Here is an 18050-nt window from a genome sequence, read left to right on the forward strand (position 1 = left end):
AATGTATTTTAACAACCTTATTACAGCAATTAGCAATACTTTAATAAAAAACCAAAATAATTGGCTCGTTTTTTGTTTGAACAGACTTACCAAATAATTACAATAGTTTCACTATTATTAATTACCTTTAAAGCTAGACTAAATTAAAGAACAATATTAATTTACTTGTACTTTAAATACTATAAAACATCCGTTATGAAAAAAATCACAACACTGTTATTTATGATTACATTTTTCGCTACTACACTAAACGCTCAAGAAAATTACGAAGGTCTTTGGGAAAAGGTACAGAAATTTGAAAAAGAAAATTTACCAAAATCTGCTTTAAAAGTAGTAGAAAATATTTACGCTAAAGCGGATGTTGCTAAAAATTCGCCACAAATTATTAAAGCACTTTTTTATAAAAGTAAGTTTTCATTAACTTTAGAAGAAGATGCACAATTAAAAATTATCAATCAGTTTAAAATACATATTGATAAAAGTAGTTTTCCTACAAAAAATGTATTAGAAAATGTATTAGCAAATTTATATTGGCAATATTTCAATCAAAATAAATGGAAATTTTATAACAGAACAAAAACAAGTGAAAAAGTTGATACTATCGATTTTAGAACTTGGGATTTAGATACACTTTTTGCCGAAATTCACACCTATTATCAAAAATCATTAGAAAATAAAACAGCCTTACAACAAACCGATATTCGTGAGTTTAAAGATATTTTATACATTGTAGAAGGGTCAAAAGAATATCGCCCTAGCCTATTTGATTTTTTAGCACATAACGCTCTTGATTTTTATCAAACATCAGAAACAACTATTACAAAACCAAATTATCAGTTTAAAATTGATAATTCTGAATTAATAGGAACTGCAAAAAAATTTACGCAACTAAACTTAGTTACAAAAGACACAAAATCACTTCAATTTAATGCATTAAAAATTTATCAGGAATTGATTATTTTTCATCTAAAAAACAAAAATTTAAAAGCCTTAGCTACGGTAGATTTAGAGCGTTTAAATTTTGTAAGTAATCATGCTATTTTTAATGATAAACAAGATTTATTTTTACAAACATTAAAATCATCCGAAGAAAAACAGCATAAAAATGCTACTTCAGGATTGTATAGTCATCAAATTGCAGAAGTTTACAGACAACAAGCAAATAGCTATCAATTCAATAAAAAAGATACTAAAAACAAAGATTTCCGTTTTAAAAATAAAGAAGCATTAGTTATTTGTGATGCTGTAATTTCGAAATTCCCGAAGAGTGTTGCATCCCAAAAATGTAAAGCTTTAAAAGGACAAATAACAAACAAATCACTATCAATTTTATCAGAAAAATTTAGTCCTATTAATACCGCTTCTCGATTATTAATTACTTACAATAATATTGATAAACTTTATTTTACTGCTTATAAAATTGACAAAAAGAAAATAACGGAATTAAATAATCTTTATAAGGAAGAAAAACGCATCAATTTTATTAAAAAACTGACTAAAGTAACCTCTTGGAATAATAAATTAAGAAATGAATTCGATTATAAACAGCACACCACAGAAGTAATTGTTCCGAAACTTTCGCAAGATAATTATCTAATTGTAGCTCATGAAAATAGCATTTTAAACAGTGATAATTTATACGCTACTGCAAATATTCAAGTAAGTAATTTAGTGTTAATTGAAAATACTGATAACAATACAACAAAGTATCAAGTTGTAAACAGAAATACAGGAAAACCAATTGAAAATGCCCAATTATTATTACAAAATAACGGACATAGAAATGTAAAAAAACTATATCAAAAATTAATTACAGATAAAAATGGTTTTGCAACATATATAAGTAATAATAGATATTATAATGTATCAATAACAGTTACATCGAAAAATGATACTGCTATTTTTGGCGATTATTATCTATATAAACATCAAAAAAATAGGATTAGAAAAAACATCGAAAATGCTATAATAAAACCATTTATTTTTACTGATAGAAGTATTTATCGACCTGGGCAAACGGTTTACTTTAAAACGATTTTAATTCAAAAGAAAGGCAAAAAATCAGCAGTTTTCAATAATGGATTTGTAGAAATTACATTAAATGACGTTAACGGGCAAAAAGTAAAAACGCTAGATTTAAAATTAAACGAATTTGGTTCGGTTTCTGGAGAATTTATACTTCCTAATAATGGATTAACTGGAGAATATTATTTAACATCAAAAATTAAAAATCAAAATAATTTAACATATAATTTTAATAATAATCGTTTCCATTTTTCAGTTGAAGAATACAAACGTCCAAAATTTGAAACCGATTTTAAACCCGTTACTCAAACTTTTAAGGTAAACGATAATATTACCGTAAACGGATTTGCAAAAGCTTTTTCTGGTGCAAATGTTACTGATGCTAAAGTTGTATATCGTGTGCATAGAAAAGTGCAGTATCCGAGTTGGTGGTATTGGCGTGGTGCTAATTCATCAGTAGAAGCTCAAGAAATTACACACGGAGAAACCGTTACAGATGCATCAGGTAATTTTTCAATTCAATTTAAAGCAATTCCCGATTTAAGCACAAACAAAGAAAGTTTACCTGTTTTTAACTACGAAATTACCGCAGATATTACCGATGTAAACGGCGAAACACGAAGTACAACAACTATTGTAAATGTTGGATATCATGCTTTATTAGCTTCGTTACAAATTAATTCGACCATAAATAAGGAAGGTAATAAAGACGAAAAACAGCACGAAATAACTGTTACAACCAACAATTTAAACGGGCAGTTTACACCTAGCAAAGGAACTGTAAAAATTTACAAGCTTCAAGCACCTAAAAATCCGTTGCGTAAAAGACCTTGGAATACACCTGATTATCAAGATATTTCTGAAAATGAATTCAATAAATTATTTCCGCATGATGCTTATTCTAAAGAAGAAGTAAATCAAACTACTTGGAAAAAAGGAAGCCTTGTTTTTGAAGAACATTTCGATACGCAAAAATCAAAAAAACTTATTTTAAAGAAGTTAAAAAAATGGACTTCGGGAGCATATATCGCTGTTTTAAATACGACAGATAAATTTAATCAAAAAGTAACCGATAAAGCAAGTTTTACTATTACGAGTACATCCGAAGAAAAAGTAGCGGATAATCAATTATTTTTTATCAAAACAGATAAAAAGTCTTATAATGTTGATGAAACTGTTTGTGTGCAAATTGGCTCGGCATCAAAAGATATGACCGTAATTATTGAGGTTGAAAAAGAGTATAAAACGATTGACACTAAATTTATTCATCTAAATAATGAGATAAAAACAATTGAAATCCCTGTTCATAAAGAGGATATTAAAGGTTTTGCTATCAAATATTATTTTGTAAATTATAATTCTTTTGATACTGGATTATTAAATATTTCAGTAGAAAACGGGCAAGAAAATATCAGTATTGAAACAAATACTTTTAGAGATAAATTACAACCTGGAACTACCGAAAAATGGAGTTTCACTATTAAAAATGATAAGAAAAATAAAGTAACGGCGGAAGTTTTAGCAAGTATGTACGATGCTTCTTTAGATGAATTTAAGTCTCATAATTGGCAATTTAACCCAATAAAAACAGCTACTTATTATTCTCGTAGAAATTCGGCAAGTGCTTATCATAGTTTTGGAAATGAACATTTTCGAGTTTTTAATAGACAGTATTCAAATAGTTATTCGAATCAACAATATGATCAATTGAAATGGTTTGGATTCAGATTTGGTGAAAATTATCGTCGCAGAACGATGATGAGTAAAAGTAGTAGCCGAGGAATGAACATGAATATTTCTAAAATTGAAGTTGTTGAAGAAGAATATGAAGAGGTTGAAGAAACTGTTATTGAATCAACAGAAACTGATGAAAGTGAACTAACCGAAATTAAAGATAGTTCTTTTTCTAAAAACAAATCTAATGTAAATGATAAACCAAAAAACAGCTCTTTAAAAGGAATTAAAATTCGTAAAAACTTACAAGAAATGGCTTTCTTTTATCCGCATTTAACTACGGATAAAAAAGGAAACATCACCTTTAGTTTTACCACTCCTGAGGCATTAACCAAATGGAAATTGCAATTATTAGCACACACAAAAGAAGCTTTATCATCTACTAAAACACTTACAACCGTAACTCAAAAAGAGTTAATGATTACACCAAATGCACCACGATTTTTAAGAGAAGGCGACAATATAACATTGAGTGCGAAAATTTCGAATTTATCCGAAGAAAAACTAATAGGAGTTTCTCAATTAATTTTAACGGATGCCATTACAGGAAAAGAAATTCAGTTATTAGATAACTCAACAAAAAATCAAAATTTTAGTGTAAATTCAAAAGAAAATACTAGCGTTTCTTGGAACTTAGCTATTCCTGAAAATATTCAGGCTATTCAATATAAAATTGTAGCAAAGGCTGGCAATTTTTCTGATGGAGAACAAAATGTGTTGCCTGTTTTATCAAACAAAATGTTAGTTACCGAAACCTTGCCGATGTGGGTACATTCGAATCAAACAAAAACTTTTACGTTAGATAAATTGAAAAACAATACTTCTACGAGTTTAAAACATCATAAATTAACTTTAGAAGTAACTTCAAATCCTGCGTGGTATGCAGTGCAAGCTTTGCCGTATTTAATGGAATATCCGTATGAATGTAGCGAACAAACTTTTGCAAGATATTACGCAAATACTTTGGCAAGTTTTATAGCAAATTCAAATCCGAAGATTCAAGAAGTTTTTAAGCAATGGAAATCGAGCGATGCATTATTATCGAATCTTGAAAAAAATCAAGAGTTAAAATCGTTGATTCTTCAAGAAACTCCTTGGCTTCGTGATGCGCAATCGGAAACCGAACAAAAGAAGCGTATTGCTTTATTATTCGATTTGAATAAAATGAAAAATGAGCAAGAAAATACTATCAATAAGCTTCAAAATATGCAAATGAGTAACGGAGGTTTTCCTTGGTTTAAAGGAGGGAATTATCCAAATACTTATATTACACAATATATTGCAAGCGGATTCGGACACTTAAAAAAATTAGGCATATCTAATTTTGATACTAAAACAACACAAGTTTTAGAAAAAGCAGTTCGTTTTTTAGATGCTGAAATAGCAATTCAATATGCTGATTTATTAAAAGAAGCCGATAAAATAAAAGCCAAAAAAGGACAAAGTGCATCTGAAGAATATCTAAAGAAAAATCATTTAAGTTATGTGACTATTCAATATTTATATATGCGTAGTTTTTATCCTGAAATAAATGTTGCATCTAAAACCAAAACAGCAGTTTCATATTATAAAAATCAAACGGCTACTTTTTGGAAAGATTACAATTTATACGCACAAGGGCAAATATCTTTAATTCAATTTAGAAATAACAATAAAACTCTTGCCTCTAAAATTTTAAAATCATTAAAAGAAAATAGTATTACTTCTAGTGAATTAGGAATGTATTGGAAAAATAATGTTGCAGGATATTATAGTTATCAAGCGCCAATAGAAACGCAATCTTTGTTAATTGAAGCTTTTTCTGAAATTGAAAATGACACAAAAACAGTTGATAACTTAAAAATATGGTTGCTTAAAAACAAGCAAACAAATCGATGGAAAACAACCAAAGCAACTACCGAAGCCGTTTACGCATTACTTTTACAAGGAAGCGACTGGCTTTCAATTACCGATATGGTGGATGTGAAAATTGGAAATAACAAAATTGAAGCGTCTAAATTAGAAAATGTAAAAGTAGAAGCTGGTACAGGATATTTTAAAACATCGTGGAATGGCAACGAAATTACACCAAATATGAGCGAAGTTACTATTTCTAAAAAAGGAAAAGGTATTGCTTGGGGAAGTTTATATTGGCAGTATTTTGAAGATTTAGATAAAATTACATCGGCAGAAACTCCGTTAAAATTACGTAAAAATCTATTCAGAAAAATAACTTCGGATACAGGTAAAGAACTTATCAAAATTACCGATAAAACAACCTTAAAAGTTGGCGATTTAATTACCGTAAGAATCGAATTACGATGCGATAGAAACATGGAATTTGTACACATGAAAGATATGAGAGCTTCAGGAGTTGAACCAATAAATGTACTTTCGCAATATAAATCACAAGACAATTTATATTATTATGAAGCAACAAAAGACGCTTCTACAAATTTCTTTTTCGACCGTTTACCAAAAGGTGTTTTTGTATTCGAATATGATGTTCGTGTAAATAATGCTGGTAATTTTAGCAACGGAATTACAACCATACAAAATATGTATGCACCAGAATTTAGTAGTCATTCAAAAGGAGAAAGAATTATTATAGAATAGTTTGGCATCTAAATTGTAGTTATACGTATTATTAAAATTTTAAAAACATGAAAAAATTATTATTAGCCATTAGCTTTTTAACTTTAGCAACAGTATCTGCAAATGCACAAGACATTTCAGAAAATGCCATCGGTGTCCGTTTTGGCGATAATAGCGGATTTGGAGCAGAAATTTCATATCAAAGGAAACTAAACAACATCAATAGATTAGAAATTGATTTAGGAATTAGAGGTGATAACAATTACAGCGGATTCAAAGCAACAGGTTTATATCAATGGGTTTGGCAGTTAGAAAACGACTTTAATTGGTATGCTGGTTTTGGTGGTGGATTAGGAACTTGGAAAGTAAAAGATAAAATCATTTCAGGAGTCAACGTAAATGGCGATTCTGAAACCTATTTATTTGGTGCTGGTGTTATTGGCGTTGAATATAATTTTAATATTCCGTTAATTATTTCTTTAGATTTTAGACCAGAACTTGGTTTTGGTGATTATTATGACGGTTTTAATTCAGATTTTGGACTAGGTATTCGTTATCAATTTTAAACTTTAGATATATAAAAAACCTCCTAATATTGGAGGTTTTTTATATTTAAAAATATTTTTATTTTATTGAACAGCTTTTAAGGCATCAATATTTCCATACCCAAACTCTGAATTTTTATTCGGATAAAAAGAAGCTGACTCTTTCATTTTTTGTAATACTTGATTTCTATTCCAAGATGGATTTTTAGCCCATACCAAAGCGGCAATACCTGCTGTTGTTGCTGTCGCTGCCGATGAACCACCTATATAATTTGCTTGTTCATCAAAATAACTTAATACCGCTATAAAATTACCCGCACCAGTTTTTCTCTGCATTTGAACAGTAAAATCAATTTGAGACCCTGTATGACAAATATCACATTGATTATATTCTTCTCCTTCCATTATACCTGTTACAGCAACGGTCTCCTTCATGCTTGCTGGAAAAATAACACCATACCAAGTTGTGTATGATGTTGAAGTTCCTCCTGCAGCTAAAATCATTTTACCCTTACTATAAGCATACTTTATAGCATCTTCTATTTTACCAATACCAAACGGAAAACCTATAGACATTGAAATTACTTTTACATCAGCCCTATCAGCTAAAGCAATTAAAGCATCTGCAACACCTTTTCTTTCATGATAATCATCTATAACAACATTTTCAACAGCTCTATAAGTAACTAAATTTGCATTATACGCTACTCCTACAGGTAAATTGTCATCATTTCTAGGAGCTGTAGCTATCGCGGCCATTTTTGTACCATGACCACAACCATCATCAACACCATCATAATTTTTTGACCAAATTAACCACGAATCTATAAATGTACCATATTTTTCAACGGTTCTTCCTGATGAATATCCGTCATTAAAATATTCGTTCATCCATTTTTGTTCTGGTGATAATCCTGAATCTATAATTGCAACTGTAACTCCCTTACCCGTACTATAATCCCAAGCAGCTGGAATATTATGTGCATCAAAAGTCCAAGGAACTCTTGCACCAGGTAAAACTGTTCTATAATCATTTTGTTCTAAAACTGCCGTTCCATAGCCGCATCCCGAGCTTCCTGAAGATGATTTTGCCGTTAAACGTGCTGATGTTTTAGTTGATTCTTCAAATTGATAACCACCTGGTTCAATATAACGTACTCTGCTATCTTTTAAAAGTGCTGCTATAACCTGTTTATTAGTTACTTTTATATCTAAAACATTGATTACTTCATCAGCATATAATTCAGTATTAGCTCCTCTAGCTGATGTTTTTTGAAAACCACGTACTAATTCAATAATTTCAGATTTTACATCATTCGATTTAGAGCTTCTTGCAAAACTATTTTTAGAGTTACCATAACCTATTGTTAAAACATTTTGACCATGTTTTACTGCACTCCAAATTGTATTTACACTTTGTGTATTCCAATTAAAATGTCCTGTAGTTTTTAATGATTTCTCAATAATCGTATTAATTTCCTGTTTTGAAAGCTCTTTATTTTGCTGTACAGGCATTTCTAGTACGTTATCGTTAGTACATGAAAACATTGTAATAACAATAGCTAAGCTTACTAATTTTTTTTTCATCTTTGAAGGATTTTTATTTTAATTAAACTACTGCGAATATAATAACCTCTATAATAGAATCATTTATTAAGCAAGATAAATTTCAGACAAAAATTACTCTTCTAAAACAACCCTTGTAGGCGTATCTTTTCCGTTGATAATACTCTCTGTTCCTTTTGCTACCGCTTTAATCGTTTGAGTAATTACCCCCATATTTAAGGTTTTTGCTTCATCAGAAACCTTATGATAATCTTTATCAACATCAATTGGCGTAGTAGAAAACGTATGACTTGGTACTCCTAAACGTGCCAAAGAAGCATTGTCTGACCTAAAAAATAAATTAAATTTCTCATACGGATCAGGAAATAACTGATACCCTGTACCTACCAAATTCTTTTGGATAATTTTACCAAAATCAGAACGTTCAAACCCTGTTAGCCAAGCGGTATTTTTACCAAAACTTGGCGTTTTACCTATCATTTCTAAATTAATTCCTGCAACAAATTTGGTAGGGTCGATTCCTTTTCCAAAAAAATCAGAACCAACTAAGCCCATTTCTTCAGCAGTAAAACACACAAATAAAATAGTACGTTCATTTGTACCTTTTTGAGCAAAATATTCGGCTAATGTTAGCACTCCAACAACCCCTGAAGCATCATCATTTGCACCGTTAAAAATCACATCTCCTTCTACCGATTTTTTTACACCTAAATGATCATGATGCGCAGAAATCACTACAATTTCTTCCTTTTTACTTTTCCCTTCTAAAACCCCAATAATATTACTCATTTTAATGCCTTTATGCGTAAAATTCTGGCGATAAGTAGCCAAATTTCTATAGGTTTTTAACCCAATACGCTTAAACTGGTTTTCAATATAAACAGTTGCTTTTTCCATCCCTTGAGTTCCAGGTTTACGCCCTTGCATTTCATCCGAAGCCAAGGTGTATAAATGTTTTTTAACCGATAATGAATCAAATACAAAAGCCTTTTTCACACTCTTTTTAGCTGTATTTGTAATTACTTCAAATGAAGGTTTAGCCGTTTTATTCTGATCATTTTTCACTGTTTTACATGACGATAAAAACATCGGAATAAAGGCTGACACGTATACTATTTTTTTAATATTGTTTTTCATTTCAGTATAATTTGGGTGTAATTTTTAGGGTCGATTCTTATTTAATTTAAAACCGCTAAAATAGCTAAATTAATTTCTTAATTTTGTTGAAAACCTACAACTTAAAATCATGGATTTAAATCTTATTCCGAATATAAAACATACTAATGCTAACAATTTTTTCCTTTTAGCAGGTCCTTGTGCTATTGAAAGTGAAGAGATGGCAATGCGAATTGCTGAAAAAGTACTTACAATTACTGATAAATTACAAATTCCTTATATTTTTAAAGGAAGTTTTAAAAAAGCAAACCGAAGTAGAATTGATAGTTTTACGGGAATTGGTGATGAAAAAGCGTTAAAAATTCTAAGAAAAGTTTCTGAAACCTTCAATGTTCCTACGGTTACTGATATTCACGAAGTTTCAGATGCCTACAAAGCTGCCGAATATGTCGATATTTTACAAATTCCTGCTTTTTTAGTACGTCAGACCGATTTAGTGGTAGCTGCCGCAAAAACTGGTAAAGTTGTTAATTTGAAAAAAGGGCAGTTTATGAGTCCTGAAGCAATGCAACACGCCGTTAAAAAAGTTCACGATGCAGGAAACCAACAAGCATGGATTACCGACCGAGGAACTATGTTTGGCTACCAAGATATGATTGTCGATTTTAGAGGAATCCCAACCATGCGTGAATTTGCGCCTACGGTTTTAGATGTAACTCATTCGCTACAGCAACCCAACCAAACAAGTGGTGTTACTGGTGGAAGACCCGATATGATTGAAACAATCGCAAGAGCTGGAGTTGTTAATAATGTCGATGGATTATTTATTGAAACACATTTTGACCCTGCAAATGCAAAAAGTGACGGTGCTAATATGTTACACCTTGATTATTTAGAAAAGCTATTAACAAACTTAGTAGCCATTAGAAAAACTGTCAATAATTTATAGGCACAATTTTTGATAAATAAAGTTGTTTTAAACTCTTGTTATGAAGCAACTTTATTTATTTTTAGCACTCCTTATTACTAGCACTACCCTATCGGCTCAAGATTTTTCAATTGTTGATGCCAAAATAAAAACCTACCCTAAAAGAATTACCGCCAAAAAATTAGCTGACAAAATTTCTACCGATTTTACTTCTGATAATGAAAAAGTAAGAGCCTTATTTAGCTGGCTTGCTTTTAATATTCGATACGATTTAATTGCATTTAATAACCTTAGTGCCAGAAAAACACAGTTTAGCTATAGAAACGAAGCTGAAAAAAAAGCGAAAATTAAAGCTATAAAAGATGCTATTGTAAAAAAAACATTAGCTAGAAGAAGTGGAATTTGTGAAGATTATGCACAAACATTTGCTAATATTTGTACGCTTTTAAATATTGAAAACGAAATAATAAAAGGTAATGTTCGAATTTCTTCAAACGATATTGGTAAGGTAAATAACCAACCGAATCATGCTTGGAATGCTGTAAAACTGAACAATAAATGGCTATATTTAGATGCTACTTGGGCAGCAGGAGCTGTTAAAAACGGACGTTGGCAACGTAATTTTAATGATTATTATTTTAATATTCCTAAAGAAAAATATTTTTTAACCCATTTTCCTGAAGATATTTTATGGCAATTACGTGTAAAACGAATGTCTTTAAAAAGCTACTTTCAGCAACCAATATACACCACTGATTTCCTTAAAAAACAATACAAATTAATAGCTCCAACTACTGGTATCATTACTAAAAAAACAAATACACCCATTACTTTTATCCTTGAAAATATTGCTAAAAACCAATCTATATATTGTGGATTTAAAGGTGTAAAATATGCTCAAAAACCAAAAATTTCTTTCGAAAAAAATCAGACAATTGTAAGTATTCTTCCTCCTAAAAACAGCAACGAAGTTTTTTTACTTATTGACAAACAGGTTGTAGCAATCTTTTTAATAAAATAAATTACTATTTAAATAAAGATTTTTTAGAAGCTATTTCCCGCTTTCCGCACTCGCTTTTTTTTGAAGAAAAATCAAAAAAAGAGCTCAAACAAAGCTTCAATCGGGGCTAGGAATTTAGTACATCAAACTTTATTTTTAACTAAAATTGAATAATCCTCTTCAAATTATCGATACTATTTTAATTCCTTTTAGTCATTAAAATCACTCGAATTGACAAAAATCATTAAAAAAGCTAAAACATGGCAAATCAGGATGCGATGCTGAACTAAATTCAGGATGATGTTTAGCTATTTAAAATAAAAAAAACATTTTTAAGCGCATTAATAAAGAAAAACAGTAATTTTAAACATCTACTAATTAACACTTTATAAAAAACAAAAAAGCTATGGAACAAACTATTATTTATCTTATTGTAGGCGTGCTACTCGGCGCTGTTATTGGTTGGTTTATCGGAAACTTAAAAACAAATTCGAAAATTAATTCCATTAAAGAAAAAACTCAAACAGCATTTAATTTAATCGATAAAGAATTTGATTCTTTTAAAGCGACCTCAAAACATCAGCAAGCACAACAAACTGCAACTATTTCCGAAAAAGAAAAACTAATTACAAACAAAGAAAATCAATTAAAAGCATCCGAAGAAAATAGGTTATTTTTAGAAAAAGAAAAAGCAACATTAGTAGCAAATAATAATTCAATATCAAAAATACTTTTAGAAAAACAAGAATTTATTATCAATTTAGAAGAACAAATTATTCTTAAAACATCAGAAAATAAAAACCTATCAAACGAATTATCTACTAAAAATGCCAATTTTAACGCTGCTAAACATACACTTACACAACATGCTGATACTATTGAAAAACAAACATCAGCATATGATAACCTAAAAGAAAAGTTTAATGCAATAAATGAACACTTAGCCACTGCAAACGCCAAAATTGTTTCATCAAACGAAAAACTAAGCCGAGAAAAAAACGAAATTAAAGAACTTAGAAATCAGTTTAATACTGAATTTCAAAATATTGCGAGTCAAATTTTAAAAGAAAATACCAAATCTTTTTCAGAAGTTAATGAATCTAAAATTAAAGAATTATTAAATCCTTTAAATAAAGATATTAAAGAATTTAAAACTAAAGTCGAAGATGTTTATAATAAAGAAAGTAAAGAGCGTTTTTCTTTAGGTGAAAAAGTTAAGGAATTAGCCGAAAAAAGTGAACAAATTAGTCAAGATGCCATCAATTTAACAAATGCGTTAAAAGGCGAAGCAAAAACCCAAGGAAACTGGGGCGAAATGATTTTAGAGAGTATTTTAGAAAAATCTGGCTTGCGTAAAAATGAAGAATATTTTATGGAGCATGAGCTAAAAGACGAGAACGGAAAAGCAATTCGTTCCGATGCTGAAGGTAAAAAAATGCGCCCCGATGCGGTTATAAAATATCCTGATAACAGAAATGTAATTATCGATTCGAAAGTTTCGTTAAATGCCTTTACCCGATATATTGCTAGTTCAGATGTCGATACGCAAAAACAAGAATTGACCGCACATATTTCGGCAATCAAAAATCATATTGTTGCATTGAGCACAAAAGGCTATGATGATTATAATAAATCCTTAGATTTTGTAATGATGTTCATCCCTAGTGAGCCAGCATATATTGCGGCAATGCAAGGCGATCACAACCTTTGGAATTACGCTTACGACAAGCGTATTTTATTAATGAATCCAACAAATTTAATAACTTCATTAAAGTTAATTGTCGATTTATGGAAGCGTGAGTATCAAAATCAAAACTCGATTGCTATTGCTGAAAGAGGTGCTAAATTATATGATAAATTTGTTCTTTTTATTGAAAATTTAGAAAAAGTAGGGAAATATATCGACAACGCACAAACATCTTACAATACCGCATTTAAACAATTAAGTACAGGAAATGATAATTTGGTTTTACAAGCAAGTAAATTACAAAAATTAGGCATCAAAAATAAAAAAGAACTCTCTAAAGAATTGAAAAATAAAGCTGCTAATCAGCTAGAAATAATCTAAAAAAAATCCGCTGTTATTTTGAAATAACAGCGGATTTTTATATGAATAAAAAATTAACTTCTAATTTTTCGTAAAATATCTTCCAAACCATTTAATTGCATTTCATAAACCAAGCCCATCATTTTACCTAGTTTCCCAGCAGGAAAGCCTTTGTTTTTATACCAAACAATATAATGTTCAGGTAAATCAACCAAATAATAACCTTTATATTTTCCAAAAGGCATCCGCATTTGGGCTGTATCAATTAAAAATTGCTTGTCTGCTAACATACTTATTATTCTTCGCCGTTTACATAGGCTTGTAAATAGGCATAACGCTCGGCTAATTTTCCGTTTTTTGTGGTCATTTTAGCGCGTTTTAAAACACCGTCTTTATCGTCATTGAAAAAAGCTGGAATTACGTTTTCTAAAAACATTTCTCCAAATCCTTCACTGGCATCTTTTGGTAATTCACAAGGTAAATTATCAACAGCCATTACAGTTATGGCATTTTCAGATGTAAAACAAACCTCTTTTTCGGTTTGAGCATCATAGCCATAAATAGGATCAGCAATTGTTGACGAACGAAGTGTTGTTGCTACCGGACCATCAACATCACAAGAAATATCAGCGACATATTTAATTTTAAAATCAGCATGTTTTGCATCTTGTCTAGTAAATAAATACGGCGCTCCATCACCATAAAAATGACCTGCTATAAAGAAATCAGTCACTTTTGCATAGGGCATAAAATTACTTTGATAACCGCTCGGGTCTTTATAAAAAGCAAACTTCTCACCTACTTTACCATCGATGCGCTTGTTATATTCCATCACATCCGACACGCAATATACAGGCTCGGTAAAATCAGCCGTTAAATATAAAGCATCACTAATTTGTTTAATTTTTAAATAATCTAAAATTTCTTTAGCTCCGTGTGCTACTTTACCTGTCCCAGTAAGTAAAATTTTAATATTTGGCAACGTAATTTTGTCTAATTCAGATTTTACAGCATCTAAATCAGTAAGAGTTTCTACTTTTGGTAAAGTGAATAATTTTTCACGTAAACCTAAAGCCCTAAAACCATTGTAAGCACCTACTAAACCTGCATAACGTCCAAAACCAATTAATCGAGCACCATTTTCTTTAATGATGGTTTCGTGATCGTACATTTCAATGTTTTTTGCTAACATTCCTTGTAATAACACACGGTTGTAAGGTTGCTTTTTAATGGTATGTGAAAAGAAAAAATATTTTTTATTCGGAATTAAAGCCTCTAAAGGAACTTCTTTTACCCCTAATAATACATCACAATCAGACATATCGCTTACAACTTCTAAGCCTGCATCTTTATAAGCTTGATCGCTAAAAACACGAATATCTGAACTTTCTACTACTATTTCTGCCGCTGGAAATTGCGCTTTAAATTCTTGTAACTTTTCAGGAGAAAATACCACTCTTCTATCTGGTGGATTTTTACGTTCTTTAATAATTCCGAATTTCATGTATGTGTTTTGTATAAAATTAAACAAATAATCTATAATTGTTGAAAATACAACAATTTAAGCGAAAATACTTGATTTAAATGTATTTTACAAGTAGTTTTTTATTACCTTTGCATTCTGTATTCAAATATATTAATAATATTTGATACTATTTTTTTAAATTTTATCATTTTGGGGACGACTGGTTTTGACAGCGAGACCAGCGATAATGTAAGCATGCCGAGCAGTGAATAGAAACTCGTAAATCTTTATTTCAACTTTTTAAACGGCGAAGATAACTACGCTTTAGCTGCATAATCCGAATCATAGTAAGATTAGCCTCGGCACACAAGGTGTGCAAGCTTTATGTCCACGAATAGCCTTGATTTACGGCGCTTCACTTTTGGATATCGTAAAAGTAAATATAGAAAACCTGAAGCTTCGACAGATTTTTGAAACTAAAGAAGATAAGCTTTTAACAGATTGTTCTTAATCAGTTACTTGTCGAAAATTAAGAAAGAAATATGTATGTAGAAAGCATTTGAACTGCTTGTTTGGACCCGGGTTCGATTCCCGGCGTCTCCACTTTTACACCCTGTAAACCCCGTGTTTACAGGGTTTTTATTTTTAGGTGATGATTTTACTGATGAAAAAACTATTTCCAAAACCAATTACAGTTAAATCCCATATTTTTTGCTATTTCATATTGAGGAAGATAGTAATTATTGATTTTTTTTGAAAACTCTTCTTTTGAGATACTCTTTAATTCATCATTAGAACACTTAAATAATAAGTAATAATTTTCTAAAACTTTATTAGCTTTTTCATTTAATAAAAAATCACAGAAATCATATTGTAAAAAACAAAAAGGTGTTAAATATTTTTCTTTTGGAAGATAATTATTTTTTGAAGAATTTATATTTTTACTTACAGGATGAAGATTCCAAATTAAATCATGTGTAAAAAAACTCCAAGGAAGAAAATGGTCTATACTAAGTTCTTTCATAGAAATTAATGGTTTATTTTCAAAAACATCTAATTTGTTTGGGTTTTCTACAATATATTTCTTCCAATATGTTGTTGGCGTAGAAAGTTTTCTTAAAGTTGGTTTATCTATTTTTTTAGATAAATTTGATGTTTGAGGATTTTCGCCCTCTAAATATTTTATTAATTCAAAATAAGTATATGACTTTATTAAATTATAATTAGTTCTAATCCAAGAAGCCCAATCTTTATTTATCTTAATTTCTTTGAGTTCAGTATTTATTGCATAAGGTGATTTATTATCTTGTAATTCTAAAATTTTAGAATTAATAATTCCATCTTTCAAACCTCTTGTTTGTTCAGCATACCAAGCCCTAATAAATCTAAAAGGAACATATCTTGTTAATTCCGAAGTTATTTTAGTTAAAAATTTACTATCTTTATTTTCAATCAAAAATTGATATAAATCTCTTTCACTTAGATTATCTTCTAAATTATATTCCCTTTGAATTTCTTTTATAAAAAAAGCACAGCGGTCTTTTTTTCCAAATGAAAGTTTAAAATAATTAACTGGATACCAAATTTTACTGATAACTTTAAATATAATCTCATTATAAGAAATGTTTTCTTTATCCTCTAAAAAAGATATTTCTATGATAGATAACCACCAGTAATATTTATAACTACTAGTTGTATTTCTGAAAATAGTATTAATAGGAATTAAATTCATTATTTTAAAATTAAAAAAGACACATAACTCTATTAGCAAGTTACAAAATGATTCTCTAAAGATAAAAAAAAAGGTGCAACCATGTAGATTGCACCTTTTTTTAAAATATTGTGTTATTTGCTATTAAATAGTTTCTCCTAATTCTTTTAATTTAGAAGTGTTTTCTGCAAGCATTAACTCATCAATAATTTTCTGAATATCACCATTGATAATATTTGATAAATCATATAAAGTTAAACCAATTCTATGGTCTGTCATACGTCCTTGCGGAAAATTGTAAGTTCTAATTTTAGCACTTCTATCACCAGAAGTAACCATTGAACCACGTTTTAAAGCATCTTCTGCTTGTTTTTTGGCAAGTTCCATGTCGTATAAACGAGAACGTAATACTTTAAAGGCTTTTTCTTTATTCTTATGTTGCGATTTTTGATCTTGACATTGTGCTACTAAACCAGTAGGAATGTGTGTTAAACGTACTGCTGAGTAGGTTGTATTTACCGATTGCCCTCCAGGTCCTGATGAACAGAAAAAGTCAATACGTACATCTTTAGGATTAATTTCTACATCAAATTCTTCAGCTTCAGGAAAAACCATACAAGTTGCTGCCGATGTATGTACACGACCTTGTGTTTCGGTTTGTGGTACACGTTGTACACGGTGTACACCTGCCTCAAATTTTAAAGTTCCGTAAACATCATCACCAGAAACTTCAAACTGAATTTCTTTAAAACCTCCGTTTGTTCCTTCAGAATAATCTACTGTTGATACTTTCCAGCCTCTACCTTCGCAATATTTAGTATACATTCTAAATAATTCACCTGCAAAAATACTTGCTTCATCACCTCCAGCACCTGCTCTAAGTTCTACAACGGCATTTTTACCATCTTCAGGGTCTTTCGGAATAAGCATAAACTTAATTTCATCCTCTAAAACAGGAATACGCTTTTTAGCGTCATCCATTTCCATTTTAGCCATTTCCATCATTTCAGCATCGCTTCCATCGGCTATAATTTCTTTCGCTTCTTCAATAGAGTCCGTTAAACTTTGGTATTCTTGTCCTTTTTTAACAACCTTACCTAAATCTTTATATTCTTTACTTAATTTAACGTAGCGTTTTTGGTCCATTATAACTTCTGGCTGGATAATTAAATCCGAAATTTCGTCATAACGTTGCTTTATAATTCTTATTTTATCTAACATCTTCTAGCTTTTCTGGTCTGCGAATTTACGGATTTTATCGGAATTATTTTTAAATTTAACCCAACTATATTTTTAGGGTAAAACTCATTTTTTATCATTAAAATAAAATCTACTATTT

At 30.0% G+C, this 18050-nt stretch carries 11 protein-coding genes and 1 other RNA gene; 6 read left to right on the forward strand and 6 right to left on the reverse strand.

All coding sequences use genetic code 11. From position 1 onward, the window contains the following. Window positions 1–195 precede the first annotated feature (195 nt). Together ABNT14_RS08755 and ABNT14_RS08760 are read left to right on the forward strand one after the other, a co-directional pair. Window positions 196–6354, forward strand: a complete 6159-nt coding sequence (locus tag ABNT14_RS08755; protein WP_101902872.1) for an alpha-2-macroglobulin family protein — start codon at window positions 196–198, stop codon at window positions 6352–6354. 47 nt (window positions 6355–6401) lie between these two features. Beyond that, the gene (locus ABNT14_RS08760) at window positions 6402–6899 is read left to right on the forward strand and encodes a hypothetical protein (RefSeq protein ID WP_101902873.1); all 498 of its coding nucleotides are present in this window, start codon (window positions 6402–6404) and stop codon (window positions 6897–6899) included. A gap of 63 nt (window positions 6900–6962) precedes the next feature. Here ABNT14_RS08760 and ABNT14_RS08765 read toward each other — a convergent pair whose 3' ends face one another. Together ABNT14_RS08765 and ABNT14_RS08770 are read right to left on the reverse strand one after the other, a co-directional pair. After that, window positions 6963–8465, reverse strand: a complete 1503-nt coding sequence (locus ABNT14_RS08765) for a S8 family peptidase (RefSeq protein WP_101902874.1) — start codon at window positions 8463–8465, stop codon at window positions 6963–6965. A 93-nt stretch (window positions 8466–8558) separates the two neighbouring features. Then, on the reverse strand, window positions 8559–9551 hold the full coding sequence (locus tag ABNT14_RS08770) for a M28 family peptidase (RefSeq protein ID WP_234984994.1): 993 nt from the start codon (window positions 9549–9551) through the stop codon (window positions 8559–8561). Window positions 9552–9690: 139 nt separating this feature from the next. On the opposite strand from ABNT14_RS08770, the gene kdsA reads away from it, so the two are divergent. The 3 genes from kdsA to rmuC all read left to right on the forward strand — a co-directional run bounded on the left by kdsA (window position 9691) and on the right by rmuC (window position 13556). Next, on the forward strand, window positions 9691–10509 hold the full coding sequence (gene kdsA / locus ABNT14_RS08775; protein ID WP_101902876.1) for a 3-deoxy-8-phosphooctulonate synthase: 819 nt from the start codon (window positions 9691–9693) through the stop codon (window positions 10507–10509). A 40-nt stretch (window positions 10510–10549) separates the two neighbouring features. Further along, window positions 10550–11509 (forward strand): transglutaminase domain-containing protein, encoded by a 960-nt coding sequence (locus ABNT14_RS08780; RefSeq protein WP_101902877.1) that lies wholly within the window; start codon window positions 10550–10552, stop codon window positions 11507–11509. A gap of 385 nt (window positions 11510–11894) precedes the next feature. Further along, entirely contained in the window at window positions 11895–13556 is a 1662-nt protein-coding gene (rmuC, locus tag ABNT14_RS08785) for a DNA recombination protein RmuC (protein WP_101902878.1), read from the forward strand. Window positions 13557–13609: 53 nt separating this feature from the next. On the opposite strand, the gene ABNT14_RS08790 is transcribed toward rmuC, so the two are convergent. Beyond that, complete coding sequence (locus ABNT14_RS08790; protein WP_101902879.1) at window positions 13610–13825, reverse strand: DUF3820 family protein; 216 nt, start codon at window positions 13823–13825, stop codon at window positions 13610–13612. Between the two features lie 5 nt (window positions 13826–13830). Further along, window positions 13831–15039, reverse strand: a complete 1209-nt coding sequence (locus tag ABNT14_RS08795) for an NAD(P)-dependent oxidoreductase (protein ID WP_101902880.1) — start codon at window positions 15037–15039, stop codon at window positions 13831–13833. Between the two features lie 173 nt (window positions 15040–15212). Between ABNT14_RS08795 and ssrA the strand changes: the two genes are divergently transcribed. Further along, window positions 15213–15606, forward strand: a transfer-messenger RNA (tmRNA) gene (ssrA, locus tag ABNT14_RS08800). A gap of 67 nt (window positions 15607–15673) precedes the next feature. Here ssrA and ABNT14_RS08805 read toward each other — a convergent pair. Both ABNT14_RS08805 and prfA read right to left on the reverse strand, forming a co-directional pair. Beyond that, entirely contained in the window at window positions 15674–16732 is a 1059-nt protein-coding gene (locus ABNT14_RS08805; protein WP_101902881.1) for an HNH endonuclease domain-containing protein, read from the reverse strand. 123 nt (window positions 16733–16855) lie between these two features. Then, entirely contained in the window at window positions 16856–17932 is a 1077-nt protein-coding gene (gene prfA / locus ABNT14_RS08810) for a peptide chain release factor 1 (RefSeq protein ID WP_101902882.1), read from the reverse strand. Between the last annotated feature and the right edge of the window lie 118 nt (window positions 17933–18050).

Source organism: Tenacibaculum dicentrarchi (assembly GCF_964036635.1).
GTDB lineage: Bacteria > Bacteroidota > Bacteroidia > Flavobacteriales > Flavobacteriaceae > Polaribacter > Polaribacter dicentrarchi.